18 protein-coding genes and 1 pseudogene are annotated in these 21610 nt (G+C 68.8%); 11 read left to right on the forward strand and 8 right to left on the reverse strand.

Translation table 11 applies throughout. The features are described from left to right. From OPU66_RS12785 to OPU66_RS12795, 3 genes are all read left to right on the forward strand, one after another. Positions 1 to 605: efflux RND transporter periplasmic adaptor subunit (locus OPU66_RS12785; protein ID WP_498554037.1), on the forward strand; the 605-nt coding region annotated here is incomplete at its 5' end. A gap of 23 nt (positions 606 to 628) precedes the next feature. After that, complete coding sequence (locus tag OPU66_RS12790; protein ID WP_498554038.1) at positions 629 to 3703, forward strand: efflux RND transporter permease subunit; 3075 nt, start codon at positions 629 to 631, stop codon at positions 3701 to 3703. A gap of 90 nt (positions 3704 to 3793) precedes the next feature. Continuing rightward, complete coding sequence (locus OPU66_RS12795; protein ID WP_498554040.1) at positions 3794 to 5065, forward strand: DUF445 domain-containing protein; 1272 nt, start codon at positions 3794 to 3796, stop codon at positions 5063 to 5065. Positions 5066 to 5198: 133 nt separating this feature from the next. Here the strand turns inward: OPU66_RS12795 and murA are convergent, their stop codons facing one another. The 5 genes from murA to OPU66_RS12820 form a co-directional block, all read right to left on the reverse strand. Further along, a complete protein-coding gene (gene murA, locus OPU66_RS12800) occupies positions 5199 to 6482 on the reverse strand; it encodes a UDP-N-acetylglucosamine 1-carboxyvinyltransferase (protein ID WP_498554041.1) in 1284 nt (427 codons plus the stop codon). A 53-nt stretch (positions 6483 to 6535) separates the two neighbouring features. Then, positions 6536 to 6868, reverse strand: a complete 333-nt coding sequence (clpS, locus tag OPU66_RS12805; RefSeq protein WP_201752677.1) for an ATP-dependent Clp protease adapter ClpS — start codon at positions 6866 to 6868, stop codon at positions 6536 to 6538. Positions 6869 to 7026: 158 nt separating this feature from the next. Then, complete coding sequence (locus OPU66_RS12810; RefSeq protein WP_498554042.1) at positions 7027 to 7818, reverse strand: phasin family protein; 792 nt, start codon at positions 7816 to 7818, stop codon at positions 7027 to 7029. 139 nt (positions 7819 to 7957) lie between these two features. Continuing rightward, positions 7958 to 9742, reverse strand: a complete 1785-nt coding sequence (locus OPU66_RS12815; RefSeq protein WP_498554043.1) for a PHA/PHB synthase family protein — start codon at positions 9740 to 9742, stop codon at positions 7958 to 7960. A 107-nt stretch (positions 9743 to 9849) separates the two neighbouring features. Continuing rightward, positions 9850 to 10326, reverse strand: a complete 477-nt coding sequence (locus OPU66_RS12820; RefSeq protein ID WP_498554044.1) for a DUF3429 domain-containing protein — start codon at positions 10324 to 10326, stop codon at positions 9850 to 9852. Positions 10327 to 10576: 250 nt separating this feature from the next. Between OPU66_RS12820 and OPU66_RS12825 the strand changes: the two genes are divergently transcribed. From OPU66_RS12825 to OPU66_RS12835, 3 genes are all read left to right on the forward strand, one after another. After that, positions 10577 to 11791, forward strand: a complete 1215-nt coding sequence (locus OPU66_RS12825) for an LL-diaminopimelate aminotransferase (protein ID WP_498554045.1) — start codon at positions 10577 to 10579, stop codon at positions 11789 to 11791. 1 nt (position 11792) lies between these two features. Beyond that, complete coding sequence (locus OPU66_RS12830; protein ID WP_498554046.1) at positions 11793 to 12221, forward strand: acyl-CoA thioesterase; 429 nt, start codon at positions 11793 to 11795, stop codon at positions 12219 to 12221. Positions 12222 to 12290: 69 nt separating this feature from the next. Beyond that, the gene (locus OPU66_RS12835; RefSeq protein ID WP_498554054.1) at positions 12291 to 12764 is read left to right on the forward strand and encodes a DUF2721 domain-containing protein; all 474 of its coding nucleotides are present in this window, start codon (positions 12291 to 12293) and stop codon (positions 12762 to 12764) included. Between the two features lie 327 nt (positions 12765 to 13091). Here the strand turns inward: OPU66_RS12835 and OPU66_RS12840 are convergent, their stop codons facing one another. Then, positions 13092 to 13619, reverse strand: a complete 528-nt coding sequence (locus tag OPU66_RS12840) for a hypothetical protein (protein WP_498554047.1) — start codon at positions 13617 to 13619, stop codon at positions 13092 to 13094. Positions 13620 to 13708: 89 nt separating this feature from the next. Further along, positions 13709 to 15910: an excinuclease ABC subunit UvrB gene (gene uvrB / locus OPU66_RS12845; RefSeq protein ID WP_498554048.1), complete on the reverse strand. Its 2202-nt coding sequence runs from the start codon at positions 15908 to 15910 to the stop codon at positions 13709 to 13711. 68 nt (positions 15911 to 15978) lie between these two features. On the opposite strand from uvrB, the gene OPU66_RS12850 reads away from it, so the two are divergent. Together OPU66_RS12850 and OPU66_RS12855 are read left to right on the forward strand one after the other, a co-directional pair. Next, entirely contained in the window at positions 15979 to 16581 is a 603-nt protein-coding gene (locus tag OPU66_RS12850; RefSeq protein WP_498554049.1) for a DUF3617 domain-containing protein, read from the forward strand. A gap of 15 nt (positions 16582 to 16596) precedes the next feature. Further along, positions 16597 to 17949, forward strand: coding sequence for an amidohydrolase (locus OPU66_RS12855; protein ID WP_498554050.1), 1353 nt, complete (start codon positions 16597 to 16599; stop codon positions 17947 to 17949). Positions 17950 to 17953: 4 nt separating this feature from the next. Here OPU66_RS12855 and OPU66_RS12860 read toward each other — a convergent pair whose 3' ends face one another. Next, positions 17954 to 18319: a hypothetical protein gene (locus tag OPU66_RS12860; protein ID WP_498554051.1), complete on the reverse strand. Its 366-nt coding sequence runs from the start codon at positions 18317 to 18319 to the stop codon at positions 17954 to 17956. A 106-nt stretch (positions 18320 to 18425) separates the two neighbouring features. Here OPU66_RS12860 and OPU66_RS12865 point away from each other — a divergent pair, with 106 nt between their 5' ends. The 3 genes and pseudogenes from OPU66_RS12865 to OPU66_RS12875 all read left to right on the forward strand — a co-directional run. Beyond that, positions 18426 to 19613: a serine hydrolase domain-containing protein gene (locus OPU66_RS12865; protein ID WP_498554052.1), complete on the forward strand. Its 1188-nt coding sequence runs from the start codon at positions 18426 to 18428 to the stop codon at positions 19611 to 19613. Positions 19614 to 19800: 187 nt separating this feature from the next. Beyond that, the gene (locus tag OPU66_RS12870) at positions 19801 to 21189 is read left to right on the forward strand and encodes a glycosyl transferase family protein (RefSeq protein ID WP_498554053.1); all 1389 of its coding nucleotides are present in this window, start codon (positions 19801 to 19803) and stop codon (positions 21187 to 21189) included. Beyond that, positions 21186 to 21610: pseudogene (locus OPU66_RS12875) on the forward strand (hypothetical protein); the annotation flags it as partial. The gene OPU66_RS12870 and the pseudogene OPU66_RS12875, both read left to right, overlap by 4 nt.

A 21610-nucleotide genomic window follows, 5' to 3' on the forward strand; every position in this document is an offset into this window, starting at 1 on the left:
AGGCGCGGGCGCGCACCGGGCGGCTGGACATTCGCGCCCCGGCCGCCGGGCTGGTGCTGACCCGCGCGGTCGAGCCGGGTCAGGTGGTGGGCGCCGGCAGCGGCGTGCTGTTCCGCATCGCCGCCGGCGGCCAGATGGAGCTGCGCGCCCAGCTGGCCGAATCGGATCTGGCGGCGCTCCGCCCCGGCGTCCGCGCGACGGTGACGCCGGTCGGATCGACCCGGTCGTTCACCGGCGAGGTGTGGCAGGTGTCGCCGATCATCGATCCCAACACCCGCCAGGGCACGGCGCGCGTCGCGCTCGCCTATGATCCGGCGCTGCGCCCGGGCGGCTTTGCCCGGACCGATCTGGTCACCGGCAACATCGAAGCCCCCGTGCTGCCCGAATCGGCGGTGCTGAGCGACGGCAACGGCAACTTCGTCTATGTCGTCGACGGGGCGAACAAGGTCGCGCGCCGGGCCGTGCGCACCGGCCAGGTGGGCGACCAGGGCATCGCGATCATCGACGGCCTGAACGGCACCGAACAGGTGGTGCTGTCGGCCGGTGCATTCATCAATCCGGGCGAGACGGTGGTGCCCGAGCGCGTCAACGCGGCGCGGCGCTGAACACAGCTGAGGGAATAAGCGCGATGAGCTTTCGCAACATCTCGGCCTGGTCGATCCGCAACCCGGTGCCGCCCATCGTCCTGTTCGTCGCGCTGACGCTGGCCGGTCTGGTCGCCTTCTGGCGGATGGACGTCAACGAGAATCCCGACATCAGCTTCCCGGCCGTGCAGGTCGTGGTCGCCCAGCCCGGGGCCGCGCCGACCGAGCTGGAAACCCAAGTCACGCAGCGGGTCGAGGCGGCGGTGCGCGGCATTTCGGGCGTCGATGAAATCTCGTCCTATGTCAGCGAAGGCAACAGCCGCACGATGGTGCAGTTCGCGATCGGCACCCCTGTCGACCGCGCGTTCAACGACGTGAACCAGGCGGTGTCCAACATCCGCGGCGACCTGCCCGAAGGCATTCTGGAACCGCAGGTCGCGCGCATCGACATCGCCGGCGGGCCGGTGACCTATTATTCGGCCGAGGCCGTCGACATGACGCTCGAAGAGCTGTCCTGGTATGTCGACAACACCGTTGCCAAGCAGCTGCTGGGCATTGGCGGCATGGCGCAGGTGCGCCGTTCGGGCGGGGTCAACCGCGAGATCCGCGTGATCCTGGACCCGGCGCGCATGCAGGCGCAGGGGCTGACCGCTGCCCAGGTCAATCTCCAGCTGCGCCAGATCAACCTGAATGCCGCCGGCGGCCGCGCGCAGATCGCCGGATCGGAACAGGCGGTGCGCGTGCTCGGCAATGCCGCGACCGCCTATCAGCTCGGCCAGACCGAAATCTCGGTCGGCGGCGGGCGTCGCGTCCGGCTGGCCGACATCGCCACCGTGCGCGACAGCTATGCCGAACAGCGCAGCCTCGCCAAGATGAATGGCCGGCAGGTGCTCAGTTTCTCGATCGCCAAGGCCAAGGGGGCGTCCGACGTCACCATCCATGACGAGGCCGAAAAGGTGCTGCGCGCGCTGGAAAAGGCCAATCCCAAGGTCAAGTTCAGCATCCTGTTCACGCGCACCGACTATGTGAAGGAACAGTATAAATCGTCGATCTGGTCGATGTTCGAGGGCGCGGTGCTGGCCGTCGTCGTCGTGTTCCTGTTCCTGCGCGATTTCCGGGCGACCGTCATTTCCGCGCTCGCCATTCCGCTGTCGGCGATTCCGGCCTTCTGGTTCATGGATCTGATGGGCTTTACGCTCAACAATCTCAGCCTGCTGGCGCTGAGCCTGGTGTCGGGCGTGCTGGTCGACGATGCCATCGTCGAGATCGAGAACATCGTCCGCCACATGCGCATGGGCAAAAGCGCCTATCAGGCATCGATCGACGCCGCCGACGAAATCGGCCTGGCGGTGCTTGCCACCACCATGGCGATCGTCGCGGTGTTCCTGCCGGTTGCGCTGATGCCGGGGATTTCGGGGCAGTTCTTCATCCAGTTCGGGATGACCGTCGTCGTCGCGGTGCTGATGTCGCTGGGCGTCGCGCGCATGATCACACCGATGATCGCCGCCTATTTCCTGAAGGCGCATGGCGAGGTGGAACATGGCGGCGGCTGGCTGATGGACCGTTATATGGCGATCCTGCGCTGGTCGCTTAGCCATCGCTGGTGGACGGTCGGGCTGGCGGTTGCATCCTTTGCGGCGACCATCGTCGCCTTTGCGACCCTGCCGATGCAGTTCCAGCCGACGGTGGACAGCGATTTCAGCCAGGTGAAGATCGAGCTGCCCCCCGGCTCGACCCTTGCCCAGACCGAGCGCGTCACAGACCGCGCGGCCGAGCTGCTCGGCCGCCAGCCCGAGGTCGCCGCCGCCTTTGCCGATGTGAATGTCGGCAATGGCGACATTTTCCTGACGCTCAAAAAGGGCCGGGAACGTTCAAGCGTCGAGTTCGAGCGCGCGCTGCAACCGCAGCTGGCGGCCATTCCCGATGCGCGGGTGAGCTTCCAGTCGCAGTCGGGCGGCTTTTCAGGCCGCGACATCACCATCGTGATCGGCGGCGACGATCCGGTCGCGCTCAACGCCCAGGCGCTCAAGATCGTGCGTGAGATGGGTCAGCTGTCCGAAGTGCGCGCCGCGCGCATCGAAGGCGACATGAGCCGGCCGGAAATCCTCATCAAGCCGCGGCTCGACCTCGCCGCCGATCTGGGCGTCACCACCAGCGCGCTCAGCCAGGCGATCCGCATCGCGACGCTGGGCGATATCGATCAGAATGTCGCCAAATTCTCGCTGTCCGACCGGCAGATCCCGATCCGGGTGATGCTGCCCGAACAGGCGCGGACCGATCTGTCGACGATCGAGAATCTGCCGGTGCCGACGGCGGCCGGCGGATCGGTGCCGCTCAAGGCGGTGGCGGAGATCAGCTTCGGCGCCGGGCCGACCGAGATCCGCCGCTACAACCAGATCCGCCGCGTAGTCATCGGCGCCGATCTCGCCCCCGGCGTGATCAACAGCCAGGCGATGGACAAGATCAACAAGCTGCCCAGCTATGCCAGGCTGCCCCAGGGCATCCGGCAGGTGACGCAGGGCGACGCCAAGTGGCAGGCCGAGCTGGTCCAGAACTTCCTGATCGCCGTCGTCTCCGGCGTGCTGCTGGTGTTTGCGGTGCTGGTGCTGCTCTACCGCCGGGTGATGCCGCCGTTCGTCAACATGGGGTCGCTGCTGCTCGCCCCGCTGGGCGCGGCGCTGGCGCTGCACATTGCCGGTCAGCCGGTGTCGCTGCCGGTGTTCATCGGCCTGTTGATGCTGCTCGGCATCGTCGCCAAGAACTCGATCCTGCTGGTCGATTTCGCGCTCGAGGAAATCGGCAAGGGCGTGCCCAAGGACGAGGCGATCCTCGATGCGGGGCACAAGCGCGCCCAGCCGATCGTGATGACCACGGTGGCGATGGTCGCGGGCATGATCCCGACCGCCCTGTCGCTGACCGGCGACGGTGCATGGCGCGCGCCGATGGGCGTGACGGTGATCGGCGGGCTGATCCTGTCGACGCTGCTCACCCTGATCATCGTCCCCGCCGGGTTCAGCCTGGCCGATGATCTGGAACGGCGCGTCGGCCGGCGGCTGTCGCGGCTGCTCACCTTCCGCCCGGGCGATGATGGCGGGCGTGCGGCCCAGCCGGCGGAATAAGGGGTTGAACCCGAACGGGGGCCGCGCTTTGTCTCGGCCATGAGCGTGCCCCCGCCTTTGTCATCACCGCCTTTGCCGTCACCGCGCCCCATGCCCGCGGCCCTGCCGCCCCCGTTCCGCGACGCGGCGGCCGGCCTCAGGCGGATGCGGCTGGTGGCGACCGGGCTGCTGATCCTGATGGCGGCGACCTTCATCGCCGCGCGCATGCTGGAGCCGGCCTATCCGGACCTCGCCCCGGCGCTGGGCTTTGTCCGCGCCTTTGCCGAAGCCGCGATGGTTGGCGGGCTGGCCGACTGGTTCGCGGTCACCGCGCTGTTCCGCCACCCGCTCGGCCTGCCGATCCCGCACACGGCGATCATCCCGCGCAACAAGGACCGGATCGGCGACACGCTGGCCCGGTTCCTGCGCACCCATTTCCTGATCCCTGCAGTGGTCGCGCGGCGGATGCGGCGCGTCGATGTGGCGGGCGCGGCGGTGCGCTTCCTCACCCTGCCGACACTGGGGGACGGGCGGGTGCGCGACGGGGCGACGCGGCTCGCCGCCGATCTGCTCGAAGCGCTCGACCCCGCCAGCCTTGGCGGCATGGCGCGCGAGGCGATCGACACGCGGCTGCGGCGGCTGGATGCGGCCCCGCTGCTCGGCCAGGCGCTGGGGGCGGCGCTGGCGAAGGACCGGCATCTGCCGCTGATCGACGGGCTGCTGCGCTGGACCAGCCGGGCGCTGGAGGCCAATGAACATGTGATCCGCCAGATGGTGCATGACCGCGCCGGATCGATCCTGCGCTGGACCGGGCTGGACGAGACGCTGGCCGACAAGCTGATCGACGGGCTGTTGCGGCTGATCGACGATGTCGCCGCCGATCCCGCGCATCCGCTGCGGATGCGGATCGATCAGGGGCTGGCCGATCTTGCCTATGATCTGGAACATGATCCGGCGATGGGGCGGCGGGTGGCGCGGCTGCGCGACGAGCTGCTCGACAATCCGGCGATGCGCGCGTGGATCGACGGGCTGTGGGAACAGGCGCGGGCGGCGCTGCTGCGCGCCGCGCGCGATCCGGACGCGGCGGCATCGGGGCGGCTGGGCGCGGTGCTCCGGCAGCTGGGCACCGCCCTGACCGCCGATCCGCGGTTGCAGCGCGCGATCAACCGCTTTGCCCGGCGCACGGCGACCGGCTTTGCCGCGCGCTATGGTGATCCGCTGGTCAGGCTGGTCAGCGACACGATCCGCAGCTGGGACAGCGAGACGGTGACCCGGCGGGTCGAGGACGCGGTCGGCCGCGACCTGCAATATATCCGCATCAACGGGACGCTGGTGGGCGGGCTGGTCGGCCTTGCGCTGCACGGCCTGTCGGTCTGGCTCTAAGAGCATTTTCGAGCCGGGTGGACTCGCCCGGCGACTCGGAAAATGCGGCAGACAAAAAGACCAACGCATTTTCGAACCGGGTTAATTCACCCGGCGGCTCGGGAAATGCGGCAACACTAAAGGCCGGGCCGGATCAGCCCTCGCTGTCGCGTTCGATGTCCGCGCCCACCGCGCTCAGCTTTTCCTCCAGCCGCTCATAGCCGCGGTCGAGGTGATAGACGCGCCGCACCTGGGTTTCGCCCTGGGCGGCAAGGCCGGCGATGATCAGGCTCATCGACGCGCGCAGATCGGTCGCCATCACCGGCGCCCCGGTCAGGCTGCCCACGCCGTGCACGACCGCCGAACGGCCGCGCACCTGAATGTCCGCGCCCATGCGCGACAGCTCGGGCACGTGCATGTAGCGGTTTTCGAAAATCGTCTCGGTCAGCACGCTCGACCCTTCGGCCAGAGTCAGCATGGCCATGAACTGTGCCTGCATGTCGGTGGCAAAGCCCGGATAGGGCGCGGTCGACACCGACAGCGCCTTGAGCCGCCCCGAGGCGGTGACGCGCAGGCCATCGGCCAGCTCCTCGACCTCGACGCCCGCCTGGGTCAGCCCGGCGATGGTCGCGCGCATCTCGCTTGCCCGCGCGCCGACCAGATCGAGCTTGCCGCCGGTAATCGCAACGGCACAGGCATAGCTGCCGGCCTCGATCCGGTCGGGCATCACCGCATAGGTCGCGCCGTGCAGCGCGCGCACGCCGTCGATGGTCAGGGTTTCGGTGCCGACACCCTCGATTCGCGCGCCCATCGCGATCAGGCAGCGGCAGAGATCGACGATCTCCGGCTCGCGCGCGGCATTGTTGAGCACCGTGCGCCCGGCGGCGGTGACGGCGGCCATCAGCGCATTTTCGGTCGCGCCGACCGACACGATCGGGAAATCGACGATCCCCCCCGGCAGCCGGCCGCCCGGGGCCGAGGCGCGGACATAGCCGCTCGCCAGCTCGATCTTCGCGCCCATCGACTCCAGCGCCTTCAGATGCAGGTCGATCGGCCGGTTGCCGATCGCGCAGCCACCGGGCAGCGAAACGGTCGCTTCGCCGGCGCGGGCAAGGATCGGCCCGAGCACGAGGATCGACGCACGCATTTTGCGGACGATGTCATAGGGGGCCATCGTCGCGGTCAGATTGGTCGCGCGCATCGTCATTACGCGGCCAAAATCTTCCGGCCGGGTGCCCTCGGTCGTCGTCGATACGCCCAGCTGGTTGAGCAGATGGCCAAAGCTGTCGACATCGGCCAGCCGCGGCAGGTTGCGCAGCGTCAGCGGCTCGTCGGTCAGCAGCGCGCAGGGCAGCAGGGTGAGCGCCGAGTTCTTCGCGCCCGAGATCGGCAGGCGGCCCTCAAGCGGGCGGCCGCCACGAATGACGATACGGTCCATGTCGGGTGCTTAACGTGTGCGGGGGCGCGCGCAAGTGGCGGCCGGTCCGGCCGTCAGGCTTTCTCGAGCGTACATTGCAACGGATGCTGGTGCTGGCGCGCAAAGTCCATGACCTGCGACACCTTGCTCTCCGCCACTTCGTAGGAAAAAATGCCGCAGACGCCGACGCCCTTCTGATGGACGTGCAGCATCACCCGCGTCGCATCCTCGATCCCCATGCGGAAGAAACGCTGGAGCACCAGGACGACGAACTCCATCGGCGTATAGTCGTCGTTGAGCATCAGCACCTTGTAGAGCGACGGCTTTTTGGGCTTGGCGCGGGTGCGCGTCGCCACGCCGACGCCGGTGCCCGGGCCGGTGCCGGCATCATCCTCGTCGCCCGCCATAAGGGGCGCTACAGGGCAAATGTCGCGCGGGTGCTGAATCATGGCAGGCCCAGAATATGGCATCGCCCCGGCCAGCCGCAAGGGCCGGGCGAAAACGGAGCGGGCCGCCCCCCGGACTATGCCGGGGAACGGCCCGCCTGCAATCGGACGCGACGCGATCAGGCGACGGTCTTGATCTTCTCCGCCGCCACCGCGACGCGGTTCGACAGCGGCTGCATGACGTCACCGGCCAGCTTCAGCACGGTTTCGCTGGTCTTGGCGGCGTCGGCGATCATGTCGTCAAAGCTCTTGCGCATGAAATCGCTCTGCATCTGGAACAGCTCGGTCGGGGTCTTGGCCGCAGCAAAGCCCTTGAACGCGGCGGTCGCCTGCTCAAAGCCCTTGCGCGCGGTTTCGGCGGCATGCTGGCCGAGCGTTTCGGCGGCCTTGGCGGCGACGCGCGAGCTTTCGACCACGGCTTCGATATTGCCCTTGTTCAGTTCGCCCAGCTCTTCGAGCATCTTGGCCGAACGCTCCATCGCCGCCTTGGCGCGGTCGTTCATTTCGGCGAACATCGCCTGGGCGCGCGCCTGGGCGTCGGCGGCAAGGCCGGTGGCGGTTTCAGCGGCAGTGTGGACGGTGTCGGTCATCTTCGGTCCTTCGGTCGGCGCCGGGGCGACACCCGCGGCGGGGAGGGATTGATCGGTCGGGGCAACGGCCGGCGCAGCAGGCGCAACAGGCGCGGCAATGACGGGTGCGGCCGTTTCGGCCTTGACCGGTTCGGCCCTCACCGTTTCGGCTTTCGCCGGCGCGGCGGGCTTGGAGACCGGCTCGGTCGCAGCGATCTTGGCAACCGGCTTTTCAACGATCGGCTTTTCGGCGGCCGGTTTCGCTGCCGGCACCGCGGGCGCGGCCTTCGCCGTCCTGGTCGGTGCGGCCTTGCCGCCGGCTTTGGTCGTCCGTGCGCTCATCGCAATCTGTCCCGAACGATGCCGGGCCGGACAACCCGGACCGGAGCGTTTTGCTGCAATGCACAATAATGCGTCGGCGGCTCGGGTTCAAGCCGTTTTTTGTGCATTGCACAAAAAACCATCAGCGCTGGCGGACCCATCACCGCTGGCGGACATAGTCTCCGGGCGCGTCGGCAAGCGCGGGCAGCGCCCCCTTGCCGGGGATGCGCGCGCGCTTGGCGCTGACCTTGTCGCGCGACCGGTCCTCGATCCAGCCGATCCAGTCCGGCCACCAGCTGCCCGGCGTCTCGGTTGCGCCGGCCACGAACTCGGCCAGCGACGCCGCCTTTCGGGCATTGGTCCAATATTGATATTTGCCGGCCGAGGGCGGGTTCACCACCCCGGCGATATGGCCCGATCCGGCCAGCACGAAGCGCAGCGGGCCGGTGAAGTGATCGGTGATCTTCCACACCGATTCGGGCGGGGCGATATGGTCCTCACGCCCCGCCTGCACATAAGCCGGCGTCTGCACCTGCCGCAGATCGACCGGCTGGCCGAGCACGGTCAGCGCCTTGGGCACCACCAGCTTGTTGTCGCGGTACAGGTCGGCCAGATAGGCGCGGTGCCAGGCGGCCGGCAGGTTGGTGGTGTCCCCGTTCCAGTGCAGCAGATCGAACTGGGGATAATCCTCGCCCAGCAGATAATTGTTGACGACATAGTTCCAGATCAAGTCGCGGCCGCGCAGCAGGTTGAAGGTCGCGGCCATATAGCGCCCGTCGAAATAGCCCTCGGGCGCCAGCCCCTCGAGCATCTTCAGCTGCTCATCATCGACAAACAGCTTGAGATCGCCCGCGCGGCTGAAATCGACCTGGGCGGTGAAGAAGGTCGCCGAGGCGACCTTGTCGGCCTCGCCCCGCGCCGCGAGCACGGCGAGCGTCGCCGCCAGCGTCGTTCCCGCCACGCAATAGCCGATCGTGTGCACGCCCGCGACGCCCAGCAGCTCGCGGATCGTGTCGACCGCGTCGATCTGCGCGGCGACATAATCGTCCCAGGTCACGTCGCGCATCGACGCATCGGCCGATTTCCAGCTGACGACGAACACCGTCAGCCCCTGATCGACCGCCCAGCGGATGAAGCTTTTCTTGGGGCTGAGGTCGAGAATGTAGAAGCGGTTGATCCAGGGGGGGAAGATGACGAGCGGGGTTTCGTACACCTCGGTCGTCGTCGGCGCATATTGGATCAGCTCATACAGCCGGGTGCGCTTGACGACCTTGCCGGGGGTGGTGGCAAGGTTCTTCCCCAGCTCGAACGCGCCATCGGCGACATGGCTGAGCTGACCCTGGCGCAGATCCTTGAGCAGATGTTCAAGCCCGCGCAGCAGATTTTCCCCGCCGGTCTCCAGCGTCTTCTTCATCACCAGCGGGTTGGTGAACACGAAATTGGACGGGCTGAGCGCGTCCATCATGGTGCGGGTCGCAAAGCGCAGCTTTTCGCGCTCCTGCGGCTCCACCCCCTCGATCAGATCGACGCCGCGCAGCAGATGGTCGCCGATCAGCAGATACATTTGCCGGATCAGGTCATAGGTCGGATGATCGCGCCATTCCGGCGCATCGAAACGCCGGTCGCCCCGTGCCGGAGCCGGAGCCGCCCCGGTGTCCCCGGCCAGGCCGCCGCCCAGCGCACAGGTCCAGAGCCTGAGCGCATCCATCCAGAAATCGCCGGCCGCGCGGGCGAGTGCGGCGGGATCGCGCATGCCGCCCAGCCCCGGCATCGCCAGCGGCACGGGTGCCGCGGCCAGCGCCCCCGGCGGCGGGGCTTCGGCGGCCCTGAGCATCGTCTCGACGCCATGTTCGAGCATCAGCTGCTGGGCGCGGCCGATCACCCAGGTCCAGCGCTGCAACTCCTCCAGCGTCGGGGCGGCGGGATCGTGCGTCTGGCTGGCCATGGACCTTCCTGTGCTCGCTGCGGGTCGCGGGCCAGTCTAGCCCCGGCATCGGCAAAGGTCATGCGCGATTTGCCGGATCGGCGGCCGTTCGTCCCGGCCAGCACAGCTTACAGCGCAGCGGCGATCAGCGTCAGCGTGCCCAGCCCCAGCGACAGCGGCACCCGGAGCGCCAGCCAGCCCGCCGGGGCAATGCCGCGCGCAACCAGCCGCAGATCGACGACGAGGGCGGCGATCAGCGATCCGCCGATCAGCACCAGCGACGGCCCCGGCCAGCGCGCGCCGATCGACCAGGGAATGGCGCTGACCAGCGCGATCAGCGAGGGTGTCACCGCCGCGATCCACAGCCAGGCCGGCGCGCCAGCGGGCGCGCGCGCACCCAGCCCCCACCACAGGCCGCCCAGAAAACTGAGAATCAGCGCGGCATAGGCATAAGCGAGCGCAAGCGCGGTGAAGCGCCAGTCCAGCCCACCGATCAGCAGCGCCGCCACCGCGAATATCTGCGGCAGCAGCCCGGACAGGCCGAGCAGGCGGGCAAGCGGCGGCAATTCGCCGGGTGCAGGCGGGACGGAAGCGGGCGCGGTCATGCCCCCTTGGTAGAAAGCCCGCCCGCCCCGCTCAAGCCCGCACCCGGCGAGGAACCGCGCTGGCCGCCGGCCGTTCTGTCGTCACCCCCCTCATGCGCGCCCATGCCCCCCGTCAGGCGGGCATGGGCGTCGCCTTTTTGGGCCGCACCTTTTTGAACCACGCCTTTTGGGCCGGGCCTTTCCGGGCCGGGGGGCGTGCGCGCGGCCCCGGGGGCTTCACCCGCGCCGCTGCTGCCGATACACGGTCAGCATGGATAACGACTTCTACCGCATCAAGCGCCTGCCGCCCTATGTCATCGCCGAGGTCAATGCGATGCGTGCGGCCGCACGTGCGGCGGGAGAGGACATTATCGATCTGGGGATGGGCAATCCCGATCTGCCGCCGCCGCCGCATGTGATCGAAAAGCTGTGCGAGGTGGCGCGCAAGCCCGACGCCCATGGCTATTCGGCGTCCAAGGGCATTCCGGGGCTGCGCCGCGCCCATGCGGCCTATTATGGCCGGCGCTTCGGCGTCGATCTGGACCCCGAGCGCGAGGTGGTCGTCACCCTCGGGTCGAAGGAAGGGCTGGCCAATCTCGCCCAGGCGATCACCGCCCCCGGCGATGTCGTGCTTGCCCCCAACCCGTCCTATCCGATCCACACCTTCGGCTTCATCATCGCCGGGGCGACGATCCGTTCGGTGCCGACGACGCCCGACGAACGCTATTTCGAGGCGCTGGAGCGGGCGGTGAAGTTCACCGTGCCCAAGCCCTCGGTGCTGGTCATGGGCTATCCGTCCAACCCGACCGCGGAGACCGTCGACCTCGCCTTTTACGAGCGCGTCGTCGCCTTTGCGCGCGAGCACCGGCTGTGGATCCTGTCCGATCTCGCTTATTCCGAAATCTATTTCGACGATGACAAGCCGACGCCGTCGATCCTGCAAGTGAAGGGCGCGAAGGACGTCGCGGTCGAGTTCACGTCCATGTCCAAGACCTATTCGATGGCCGGCTGGCGGATCGGCTTTGCGGTCGGCAATCCGGTGCTGATCGCCGCGCTCACCCGGGTCAAATCCTATCTCGATTATGGCGCGTTCACGCCCATTCAGGCGGCGGCGGTGGCGGCGCTCAACGGCCCGCAGGACATTGTCGAGCAGAACCGGCAGCTTTACCGCAAGCGCCGCGACGTGCTGGTCGAAAGCTTCGGCCGCGCCGGCTGGGACATTCCGGTGCCCAAGGCGAGCATGTTCGCCTGGGCCCCGCTGCCGCCCGCGCTCGCGCATCTCGGCAGCCTCGAGTTTTCCAAGCAATTGCTCACCCATGCCGGAGTCGCGGTGGCCGCGGGCGTCGGCTATGGCGAGGAAGGCGAAGGCTTTGTGCGCATCGCCATGGTCGAGAATGAACAGCGCATCCGTCAGGCCGCCCGCCAGATCCGCGCCTATTTCCGGTCGGTGGGGATGAATGTGCCCGGCCCGGGCGGGCGCGGCTGAGATGATGCCCGAGGGGTTCCGCTTCGCGCACCGGTTCCGCGTCCGCTATGGCGAGGTCGATCCGCAGGCGGTCGTGTTCAACGCCCGCTATCTCGATTATGCGGACATGGCGATCGTCGAATATTGGCGCGCGCTGGGGCTGAAGCCCGGCGACGGCGCGACGCCTGAGTTTCATGTCGGTCGCGCGCTCGTTACCTATCGCCGGCCCATCCGCGTGGACGAGGAAATCGACGCCTGGGTGCGGGTGGCGCGCTTCGGCACCGCCAGCATGACCAACATGATCGCGCTGCACGGTCCGGGCGGCGACGATCTGCGCGCCGAGATCGAACTGGTCTATGTCTGCGTCGATCTGGCGAGCGGCCGGTCGCAGCCGATCCCCGAGGCGTTCAAGGCCCGGATCGCGGCGTTCGAGACCCCCATCCCCGCCTGAAGGCCTGTCCCCGCCTGAATAGCCCCGCGCTTGACCGCTGGCGGTGAAGCGGGCGATGCCTTGGCGGTGATGATGCATCTGCCGGCTATTTCGAACATCGCCCAGACGATCCAGCTGGCGATCGCGCCGGTGTTCCTGCTCGCCGGGATCGGCGCGTTTCTGAACGTGCTGACCGGGCGGCTGGCGCGCATCGTCGACCGGTCGCGCGTGCTCGCCGATCTGCACGGCGCGACCACCGGCGACGAGCATGACCGCCATGTCGAGGAGCTGCGGCTGATCGACCGGCGGATCGCGCTCGTCAACGCCGCGATCTCGTTCAACGTCGCCAGCGCGATCGCCATCTGCCTGCTCGTCGCCCTGCTGTTCGTCACCCAGCTGGCGGGGCTGGCCTACCGGGTCGCGGTCGCGCTGTCGTTCATCCTCGCCATGGCGCTGCTCGTCACTGGGCTGGTGCTGTTCCTGATCGAAATCAACCTCGCCATTCGCGGCCTGCGCGTGCGCGAGGAACTGCTCGAACGCGACCGGGCCGGAAAGCGGCGCTGAGGGGCGGTTTTGCGCGCCTCACGGCGCGGGGGCGGGCCGGTGCCGGTCTTCCCAACAGAAAAAGAGCCGCCGGGCAGGTGCCCGACGGCTCTTTCTACATGGTCAGCGGCCGGAAGTGCCGCCTCCGGAAGCCTTAAGGCTGCAGCCTTTGATCAGGCGCGCAGCTCCCGAACGGACTTGACCGACCTCTCTGCTGAACCATGAGACATCGGATCACCTCCTTTCGCTTGTTGAAGCCAGCGCGAACCGGTTGGCCCGCACCATGAATCTAGGTTGGGCGAGTCGCGGCGATCAAGACTTGCGCAAAAATATTTATCGGAGGAGTGTTCATTCCCCGCTGGCCGCGCGGCAATCCTCGATCACGCGCGACAGTTCGGGCCAGGCCGGCAGCACCAGCTCTGCCCCCTCCGCTTGCAGCACGAACCGCCCCCGGCTGAACGCCATCGCGTCGAGCAGCGGATCGCGCCCGTCGAACAGCAGCTGCACCCCGCCTTCGGGTGCGGGCACGCCAGCCCGGCTGGTGTCAGCCGAGGTGGTGACGATCCGCACCCCGCCGGGCCGCGCGGCGGGCCAGACGAGGCGCAGCCGCCCGGCCTCGCAGCGCAGCGCGACATGCACGGCGCGGGCATCGCCATATTCGGCCGCCGTCGCCCCGGCGAGGCGGCGATAGCGCCAGTCGCCCGGCGTCGCCGGCCAGTCGCGCCAATCGGCACTGCGCGCCTGCGGTGCGGGGGCCGGGGGCATGACGATCACCGGCGGCGCGGTCGGCGGTGCGGGCCTGGGCGGCGCGACACAGGCGGACAGGGCCAGCACCGCGCCCGGCACAAAAGCTGCGGCCACAGCGGAACGACGCACCCGATTTCCTCCCTCACGGCCCTGAACGGCCTCGGCATGGCGGCTGGTTGCCGCGGTGACAACCGGGCCGGGCGACGAACCGGGCCGCATCAGCGGCGGGTGCGGCGGGCGGCGCGCGCCTGTTGCTGGTTGCCGAACCGGGTCTTGCGCGTCCCCGGCTTGCCTTCGTTGGACCGGCCCATCACCGGGGCCTTGTGCTCGTCGGCGGGCAGGCCGAGTTCGGCCTGTTCGAGCTGGCGGATCTCGTCGCGGATGCGCGCGGCCTCCTCGAACTCGAGATTGGCGGCGGCATCGCGCATCTTCTTCTCAAGCTCTTCGATATAGGCGCGCAGATTATGGCCGACGAGGTGGCGGGGCGCGTCCTCGTCGCCGATTTCGACCAGCACCGAATCCTTGGCGGCGATATGGGCGATGACATCGCCGATATTGCGCCGCACCGTCTGCGGCGTGATGCCATGCGCCTCGTTATAGGCGATCTGCTTGGCGCGGCGGCGCTCGGTCTCGCGCATCGCCCGCTCCATCGATCCGGTGATGCTGTCGGCATAAAGGATCACCCGCCCCTCGGCATTGCGCGCCGCGCGGCCGATGGTCTGGATCAGCGAGGTTTCGGAGCGCAGAAACCCTTCCTTGTCGGCGTCGAGGATCGCGACCAGCCCGCATTCGGGGATATCCAGCCCCTCGCGCAGCAGGTTGATGCCGACCAGCACGTCATAAACGCCGAGCCGCAGGTCGCGGATCAGCTCGATGCGCTCCAGCGTCTCGACATCGGAATGCATGTAGCGGACCTTGAGCCCGGCTTCGTGCAGATATTCGGTCAGATCCTCGGCCATGCGCTTGGTGAGCGTCGTCACCAGCGCGCGAAAGCCCTGCTGCGCGACGATCCGGCATTCATTGACCAGATCGTCGACCTGATCCTCGACCGGCCGGATCTCGACCGGCGGATCGATCAGCCCGGTCGGGCGGATCACCTGTTCGACGAACGCGCCGCCGGTCTGTTCCATTTCCCAGCCGCCGGGCGTGGCCGAGACATAGACGGTCTGGGGGCGCATCGCCTCCCATTCGTTGAAGCGCAGCGGGCGGTTGTCGATCGCCGAGGGCAGGCGAAAGCCATATTCGGCCAGCGTCAGCTTGCGGCGATGGTCGCCCCGGCTCATCCCGTTGATCTGGCCGATGGTGACATGGCTTTCATCGACGAACAGCAGCGCATTTTCGGGCAGATATTCGAACAGCGTCGGCGGCGGCTCGCCGGGCAGCCGCCCGGTCAGGAAGCGGCTGTAATTCTCGATCCCCGCGCACGACCCGGTGGCGGCGATCATCTCCAGATCGAAATTGGTGCGCTGCTCCAGCCGCTGCGCCTCGAGCAGCTTGCCCTCGGCGACCAGCTCCTTCAGCCGCTCGGCCAGTTCGTGGCGGATCGCCTCGGTCGCCTGTTTGAGCGTCGGGCCGGGGGTGACATAGTGCGAGTTGGCGTAGATCTTCACATAATCGAGCGTCGCGACCTTCTTGCCGGTCAGCGGATCGAACTCGACAATCTCCTCGATCTCGTCGCCGAAAAAGGTGATGCGCCAGGCCGTGTCCTCGTAGTGCGAGGGAAACAGCTCGATCGTGTCGCCGCGCACGCGGAACGCGCCGCGCGCAAAGGCGGCGTCGTTGCGCTTATACTGGAGCGCTACGAGCTTGCGCACGATCTCGGCCTGATCGGCCCCCTGCCCCTTGCGCAGCGCGAAGGTCATCGCCGAATAGGTCTCGACCGAGCCGATGCCGTAGAGACACGACACCGAGGCGACGATCAGCACATCGTCGCGCTCCAGCAGCGAGCGGGTGGCCGAATGGCGCATCCGGTCGATCGCTTCGTTGATCGAGCTTTCCTTCTCGATATAGGTGTCGGTCCGCGGCACATAGGCCTCGGGCTGGTAATAATCGTAATAGCTGACGAAATATTCGACGGCGTTTTCGGGAAAGAACGACTTGAACTCGCCATAAAGCTGCGCGGCGAGGATCTTGTTGGGCGCGAGCACGAGCGCGGGGCGCTGCAACTGCTCGATCACCTTGGCCATGGTGAAGGTCTTGCCCGATCCGGTGACGCCCAGCAGCACCTGATCGCGCTCCCGCGCCTCGGCCGCCGCCACCAGCTCGGCAATCGCCTGAGGCTGGTCGCCGGCCGGGGCATAGTCCGACACCAGCCGGAACGGGCGGCCGCCCTCGGACTTTTCGGGCCGCGCCGGGCGGTGCGGGACGAACGCCTGACCGGTCTCCGGCTCATCGAGCGTGGTGCGGATTTGAATCGCCATCGCAAGCCGATATGGTCGCCCCCGCCACGCGCCGCAACGCCGGGCGCGGGCAAGGGGGAGAAATACCGATGAAAGGATCAACGCCAGCCCTGCTCTGCCTCGCGCTGGCCCCGCTGGCGCTGGCCGCGTGCAGCAGCGAACCGCAAGTGAAGGCCGAAAATGTGAGCTTTGCCGAGGTCAGCAACCAGATGGCTGAATCCGGGCTGGCCGAGGAAGCACGCATCGCGCCCGGCCGCTGGCAGATCAGCTCCACCGTCAGCGACGTGAAACTGGAAGGCGTGCCCGAACAGGTCGCCGCGCAGGTGAAGACCGCGATGCAGCAGACGGTGAAAGTCGAATATTGCGTGACGCCCGAAGAGGCGGCCAAGCCGTCGGGCGAGCTGTTCACCGGCAAGTCGGGCAACAATTGCAGCTATGACCGGTTCGCGCTCGGCAATGGCCGGATCGACGCGGTGCTGCGCTGCGCCGACCCGCGCGGCGGCGGCGTCGTGACGCGGATCAACGGCCGCTATTCCCCCGAAGCCTATCAGGTGAAAACGGCGGTCGAGGCGCGGTCGGAGGCCAATGGCAAGACCGAGGTGATGACGCTGGCGACCGAGGCGGTCGGCACGCGGATCGGCGAATGCAAGGGCGCCGCCGCGCCCGCCCAGGGAAATAGCCAAGGGAAATAAGGGAGAGAAACGACCATGCGTGACCTGTTGCTGGCGGCCGCCGCCATCGCCCTGCTGCCCGCCAGCCCCGCCGCTGCCCAGAACGCCGCTCAAAACGCCTCTGGACCGGGCGAGATCCGCACGGCGGTGAAGGCCGATTATGATGCCTCGCTCGGCGCGCTGTGGGACTGGTTCCACCGCAATCCCGAATTGTCGTTCCGCGAAGTCAACACCGCCGCGCGCATGGCGAAGGAACTGCGCGCCGTGCCGGGCATGACGGTCACCGAAAAGGTCGGCGGCACCGGCGTGGTCGGCGTGCTCAAAAATGGCGACGGGCCGGTCGTGCTGCTGCGCGCCGACATGGACGGGCTGCCGGTCGAGGAAAAATCGGGCCTGCCCAATGCCAGCAAGGCGCGGCAGGTGGGCGTGGACGGCGTCGAGGCCCCGGTGATGCATGCCTGCGGGCATGATGTGCACATCACCGCGATGGTCGGCACCGCGCGCCAGCTCGCCGCCCGGCGCGGCGAATGGCGCGGCACGGCGATCTTCATCGTCCAGCCGGCCGAAGAGCGTGTCGGCGGCGCGAAGGCGATGATCGACGACGGGCTCTACACCCGCTTCCCCAAGCCCGATTATGCACTGGCCTTCCATGTCGCCGCACAGCTGCCGACCGGGACGGTGAGCGCGGCCGAGGGCATCCAATATTCCTCGTCCGACAGCGTCAACGTGACCGTGCACGGCGTCGGCGCGCATGGCGCAAGCCCGCATCAGGGCAAGGATCCCGTCTATATCGGCGCGCAGATCGTGACCGCGCTGCAGGGCGTGATCAGCCGCGACCGGCCGCCGCTGCGCCCCGGGGTGATCACGGTCGGCGCGTTTCATGCCGGGCTCAAGCACAACATCATCTCCGACCGGGCCGATCTGCAGATCACCGTGCGCGCCAATGACGAGGAAACCCGCGCCCAGCTGATCGCGGGCATCCGCCGCGTCGCCGAAGGGATTGGCCGCGCCAACGGCCTGCCCGAAGACAAGCTGCCCGAGGTCAAGGTGATCGAAGGCACGCCGACGACGATCAACGATGCCGCGCTCGCCCGCCGGCTCAACGCCCGGTTCCGCACCGCGCTTGGCGATGCGGCGGTGGTGCCGTTCGAACAGACCGGCATGGGGGCGGAGGATTTCGCCTATCTGGTCGAGGCGAAGCACGGGGTGAAAGGCTATTATTTCGCGGTCGGCGGCACCCCCCCGGCGGCGATTGCGGCCGAGGCCAAGGGCGGCGCGCCGGTGCCGTCGCACCATTCGCCCTTGTTCCGCATCGACCCCGAACCCTCGGTGCGGCTGGGCGCGGAGGCGATGACCATCGCCGCGCTCGACCTGCTCCAGCCGCGCTGAGCGGTCAGCCCGCCTGCCGGTCAATGGCCGCGATCAGCGCCTCGGGCGTGGTGATCGCGGCCAGATCGGCGGCGGACAGCAGCACCGCCGGCCCGTCGCCACGATCCACGAGCACGGCGGGCAGCGGCAGATCGGCAAAGGCCGGATAGGCGGCGCGGAAATCGGGGCGGTGGTGAAACACCGCCTCGTAACGCGCGGTGCGCAGCCACGCCCGCCAGCGCGGATCGGCGCGCACCAGCCCATGGGTGACCGCGCACAGGCTGCACGGATAGGTAGCGGGGCTGAACAGCTTGTGCAGGCTATCGAGCGCGCCCGCCGCCAGCCCGGCACGGGCATTGTAGACGAAGATCAGCCGACCGGACCCCGCCATCTTCCCCGCCATCTCCCTCGTCATTTTCCCCGCCTTTTCACGCGCCCGCACCAGAAGCGGCCCGGCGATCCTTGCATGGACGGCAGCGACCGGCCAGCCTCAGCGGATGCCGCGACCGCCCCGCCCGTTCATCGCCGCCCTGATCGTCCTGAGCGCGCTGCTGCTGCCGGGCCGGGCTATCGCGCAGCCCGATGCCGCGCCCGCCCGGCGCATCACCGTCAGCCTGGCGTTCGACCGCGACCGGCTGGGGGCCGCGCGCGAAATCGGGGCGACGATCGACGATCCGGTGCGCATCGCCTCGATCTCCAAGCTGCTGACCGCGCTTGGCGTCATGCGGCTCGTCGAACAGGGCCGGCTCGGCCTTGATGCCGATGTCTCGGCGCACTTGGGCTTTGCGGTCCGGCACCCGCGCTTTCCCGACCGGCCGGTGACGCTCAGGCTGTTGCTGTCGCACCGCGCCGGGCTGGTGGACGGGATCGATTATGCGCTGCCGCTCGGCCACAGCCTTCGGGACGCGCTTGCCGATCCGGCGGCCTGGAACCCGGACCATGGCCCGGGCGACTGGTTCGCCTATGCCAATCTCAACTTTCCGGTGATCGCCGGGGTGATGGAGGCGGCGACCGGCGAGCGGTTCGACCGGCTGATGGCGCGGCTGGTGTTCGCGCCGCTGGGGATCACGGCCTGTTTCAACTGGACGACCTGCCCGGACGAGGCGGTGGCGCGCGCCGTGCCGCTGATCGGGGCCGATGGCCGGGGCCGGGCCGACCAGCTGGGCGGGCGGCGGCCCGACTGCCCGGTGCGGCGCGATCCGGGCACGCCCTGTGCGCTTGAGCGTTATCGGCCGGGCAGCAATGGCGCGCTGTTCAGCCCGCAGGGCGGCGCGCGCATCTCCGCTGCCGGGCTGGCGCGGATCGGGCAGATGCTGCTGCGCGGCGGCGAGGGCTTTCTGTCGCCCGGATCGATCGCCACCCTGACCGGCCCGGTCTGGACGCACCCGCCCGATCCCGGCGATGGCGGCGACGAACATGGCGGCAGCGCCGGGCTGTTCTGCCGCTATGGCCTGGCGGTCCACTGGCTGGAAAGCGGCCTGCCCGGCTGTGCCGACGCGCTGTTCGGCGACGGCCGGCCACGCTTCGGCCATGCCGGCGAGGCCTATGGCCTGCGCTCGGGCCTGTGGCTCGATCCGGCGGCGGGGACGGGCATCGTCTATTTCATCACCGCTATTCCCGACGATGCGCCGCCCGGCCAGTCGGCGTTCAGCGCCATCGAGGAAGCGGTGGCGCGCGGGCGCTGACGCCTGAGCGTGCCGGGCTGGAGCGGCCGATCCGATGCAATCGGCGCAAAAGCCGCACGCGCGCAGCTGTGCCGCTTTGTGCCAGCCCCGCTTTGCCGCCGCTTCGGATCATTCTCCGCTCACTCCGGCGCGGCGGTCATGCGATCTCCCCGTTTCGGACCAAAGCCGGTCCGAAACGGGGGGAGTCGTGGGAACCTCAGACGTGCTGCTGTGGACGCTCGAACGCGCCACGCATGAACTGGCGCTGTTCGCCGCGATCGGCATCCTGATCGGCGGGATCGACGATCTGGTGATCGACCTGATCTGGCTGGCGCGCGCCGGCTGGCGGCGCTTTGCCGTCTATACCCGTTTCCCCCCGGCCGATGCCGCCAGCCTGACCGCCAGCCGTCCGGGCAGGATCGCGGTGTTCGTGCCGGCATGGCAGGAATCGGCGGTGATCGCGCCGATGCTGAGCACGGCGGTGCGGCGCTGGGACGGGGCCGATTTCCGCCTCTATGTCGGCTGCTATGCCAATGATCCGGCGACCACCGCGGCGGTCGCCCCGCTGGCCGCCGCCGACCGCCGCATCCGGCTGGTCGTCAACCCGCGCCCCGGCCCGACGACCAAGGCCGACAATCTCAATGCGATGTGGGCGGCGCTGCTCGCCGACGAGCTGGCGGACGGGGTCAGAGTGAAGGCGGTGGTGCTGCACGATGCCGAAGATGTTGTCCATTCGGCCGAAATCCGGGTGTTCGACGCGCTCTCCGAACGCTTCGACCTCGTCCAGCTGCCGGTGCTGCCGCTGATCGAACAGGGCCGCGGCTTCTGGGCGCGGGCGGTGTCGTCCACCTATGCCGACGAGTTTGCCGAATCGCACATGAAACAGCTGGTGGTGCGCGAGGCGGTGGGCGCGGCCATGCCCTCGGCGGGCGTCGGCTGCGCCTTTTCGCGCGCCGCGCTGATGCGGATCGCGCGGCTGCACGGCGCGCCGTTCGACGAAGCGAGCGTGACCGAGGATTATGAGCTGGGGCTGCGCATCGCCGAAGCAGGCGGGCGCGGGGTGTTCGTGCGCCTGCCCGGCCGCGCCGGGGGACAGGCGGTCGCGGTGCGCGCCCATTTTCCCGATGCGGTGGCAACGGCAGTGCGGCAAAAGGCGCGCTGGCTGGCGGGAATCTCGCTGTCGGGGTGGCGGCGGCTGGGCTGGCGCGGCGGGCTGGCCGAACGCTGGATGCGGCTGCGCGACCGGCGCGCGGTGCTGGCGGCGCTGATCGTCCTCGCCGCCTATCTGGCAATGATCGGCTGGGCGCTGCTGGCGCTTGCCGGCCGTGCGCCCCAGCCTGCGCCCGGCGAGGCATGGCTGTTCACGGCGGGCGCGGGGCTGCTCGGCTGGCGGCTGGCGATGCGGGGCTGGTTCGTCGCCCGCGCCTATGGCTGGCGCGAGGGGCTGGCCTCGATACCCCGGTCGGTCATTGCCAACATCATCTCCATCGCCGCCTCGCGCGCCGCGATCAACCGCTATGTCCGCGAGGCGCGCGGCGGCCCGGTGATCTGGGACAAGACCGAACACCGCTTTCCAACGGTCCAGCCCGCCGAATGAAAGGCGGGCCGCTGCGCTTCCTGGCCGGCACGGTGCTGGCCTGGGTGGTGGTGCGGCTGACGATGCTGTGGCCGGACGTGCCGCCGCCCCCCCGCCCGGCCTGGCGCTGGGCGGCAGCGATTCGGCCGACCCTGCCGGCACCCGGACAGGCCCTGCCGTCGACGGAATCGAGTGCATCGGTGACAGCGCGCGCGCCGGTCGATCCGCCCCCAGCGGTCCCGCAGCCAAGCGTCACCCCCATCCCGGTGGCGTCGCCACCTGCCCCGTCGCGGCCAAAGCCGGAGCCGACACCGGCGGGACCCGGCGATGCGGATACAGATGCGGATGCGACCGCGGCCGGGATCGCCCCGCCCGCCAGCCCGGCACCGCGGCGCGTGCCCGCGATCAGCCTGTGGGTGCTCGCCCGGCCCGACAGCGGCCC

The sequence above is a fragment of the Sphingomonas sp. URJC2 genome, from assembly GCF_059803575.1.

Bases quoted from the DNA above. Each gene is read 5' to 3' on its own strand.
- OPU66_RS12790 (WP_498554038.1), top strand. From the start codon at position 629: ATGAGCTTTCGCAACATCTCGGCCTGGTCGATCCGCAACCCGGTGCCG.
- OPU66_RS12795 (WP_498554040.1), top strand. From the start codon at position 3,794: ATGCCCGCGGCCCTGCCGCCCCCGTTCCGCGACGCGGCGGCCGGCCTC.
- murA (WP_498554041.1), bottom strand. From the start codon at position 6,482: ATGGACCGTATCGTCATTCGTGGCGGCCGCCCGCTTGAGGGCCGCCTG.
- clpS (WP_201752677.1), bottom strand. From the start codon at position 6,868: ATGGCGGGCGACGAGGATGATGCCGGCACCGGCCCGGGCACCGGCGTC.
- OPU66_RS12810 (WP_498554042.1), bottom strand. From the start codon at position 7,818: ATGAGCGCACGGACGACCAAAGCCGGCGGCAAGGCCGCACCGACCAGG.
- OPU66_RS12815 (WP_498554043.1), bottom strand. From the start codon at position 9,742: ATGGCCAGCCAGACGCACGATCCCGCCGCCCCGACGCTGGAGGAGTTG.
- OPU66_RS12820 (WP_498554044.1), bottom strand. From the start codon at position 10,326: ATGACCGCGCCCGCTTCCGTCCCGCCTGCACCCGGCGAATTGCCGCCG.
- OPU66_RS12825 (WP_498554045.1), top strand. From the start codon at position 10,577: ATGGATAACGACTTCTACCGCATCAAGCGCCTGCCGCCCTATGTCATC.
- OPU66_RS12830 (WP_498554046.1), top strand. From the start codon at position 11,793: ATGATGCCCGAGGGGTTCCGCTTCGCGCACCGGTTCCGCGTCCGCTAT.
- OPU66_RS12835 (WP_498554054.1), top strand. From the start codon at position 12,291: ATGATGCATCTGCCGGCTATTTCGAACATCGCCCAGACGATCCAGCTG.
- uvrB (WP_498554048.1), bottom strand. From the start codon at position 15,910: ATGGCGATTCAAATCCGCACCACGCTCGATGAGCCGGAGACCGGTCAG.
- OPU66_RS12850 (WP_498554049.1), top strand. From the start codon at position 15,979: ATGAAAGGATCAACGCCAGCCCTGCTCTGCCTCGCGCTGGCCCCGCTG.
- OPU66_RS12855 (WP_498554050.1), top strand. From the start codon at position 16,597: ATGCGTGACCTGTTGCTGGCGGCCGCCGCCATCGCCCTGCTGCCCGCC.
- OPU66_RS12860 (WP_498554051.1), bottom strand. From the start codon at position 18,319: ATGGCGGGGTCCGGTCGGCTGATCTTCGTCTACAATGCCCGTGCCGGG.
- OPU66_RS12865 (WP_498554052.1), top strand. From the start codon at position 18,426: ATGCCGCGACCGCCCCGCCCGTTCATCGCCGCCCTGATCGTCCTGAGC.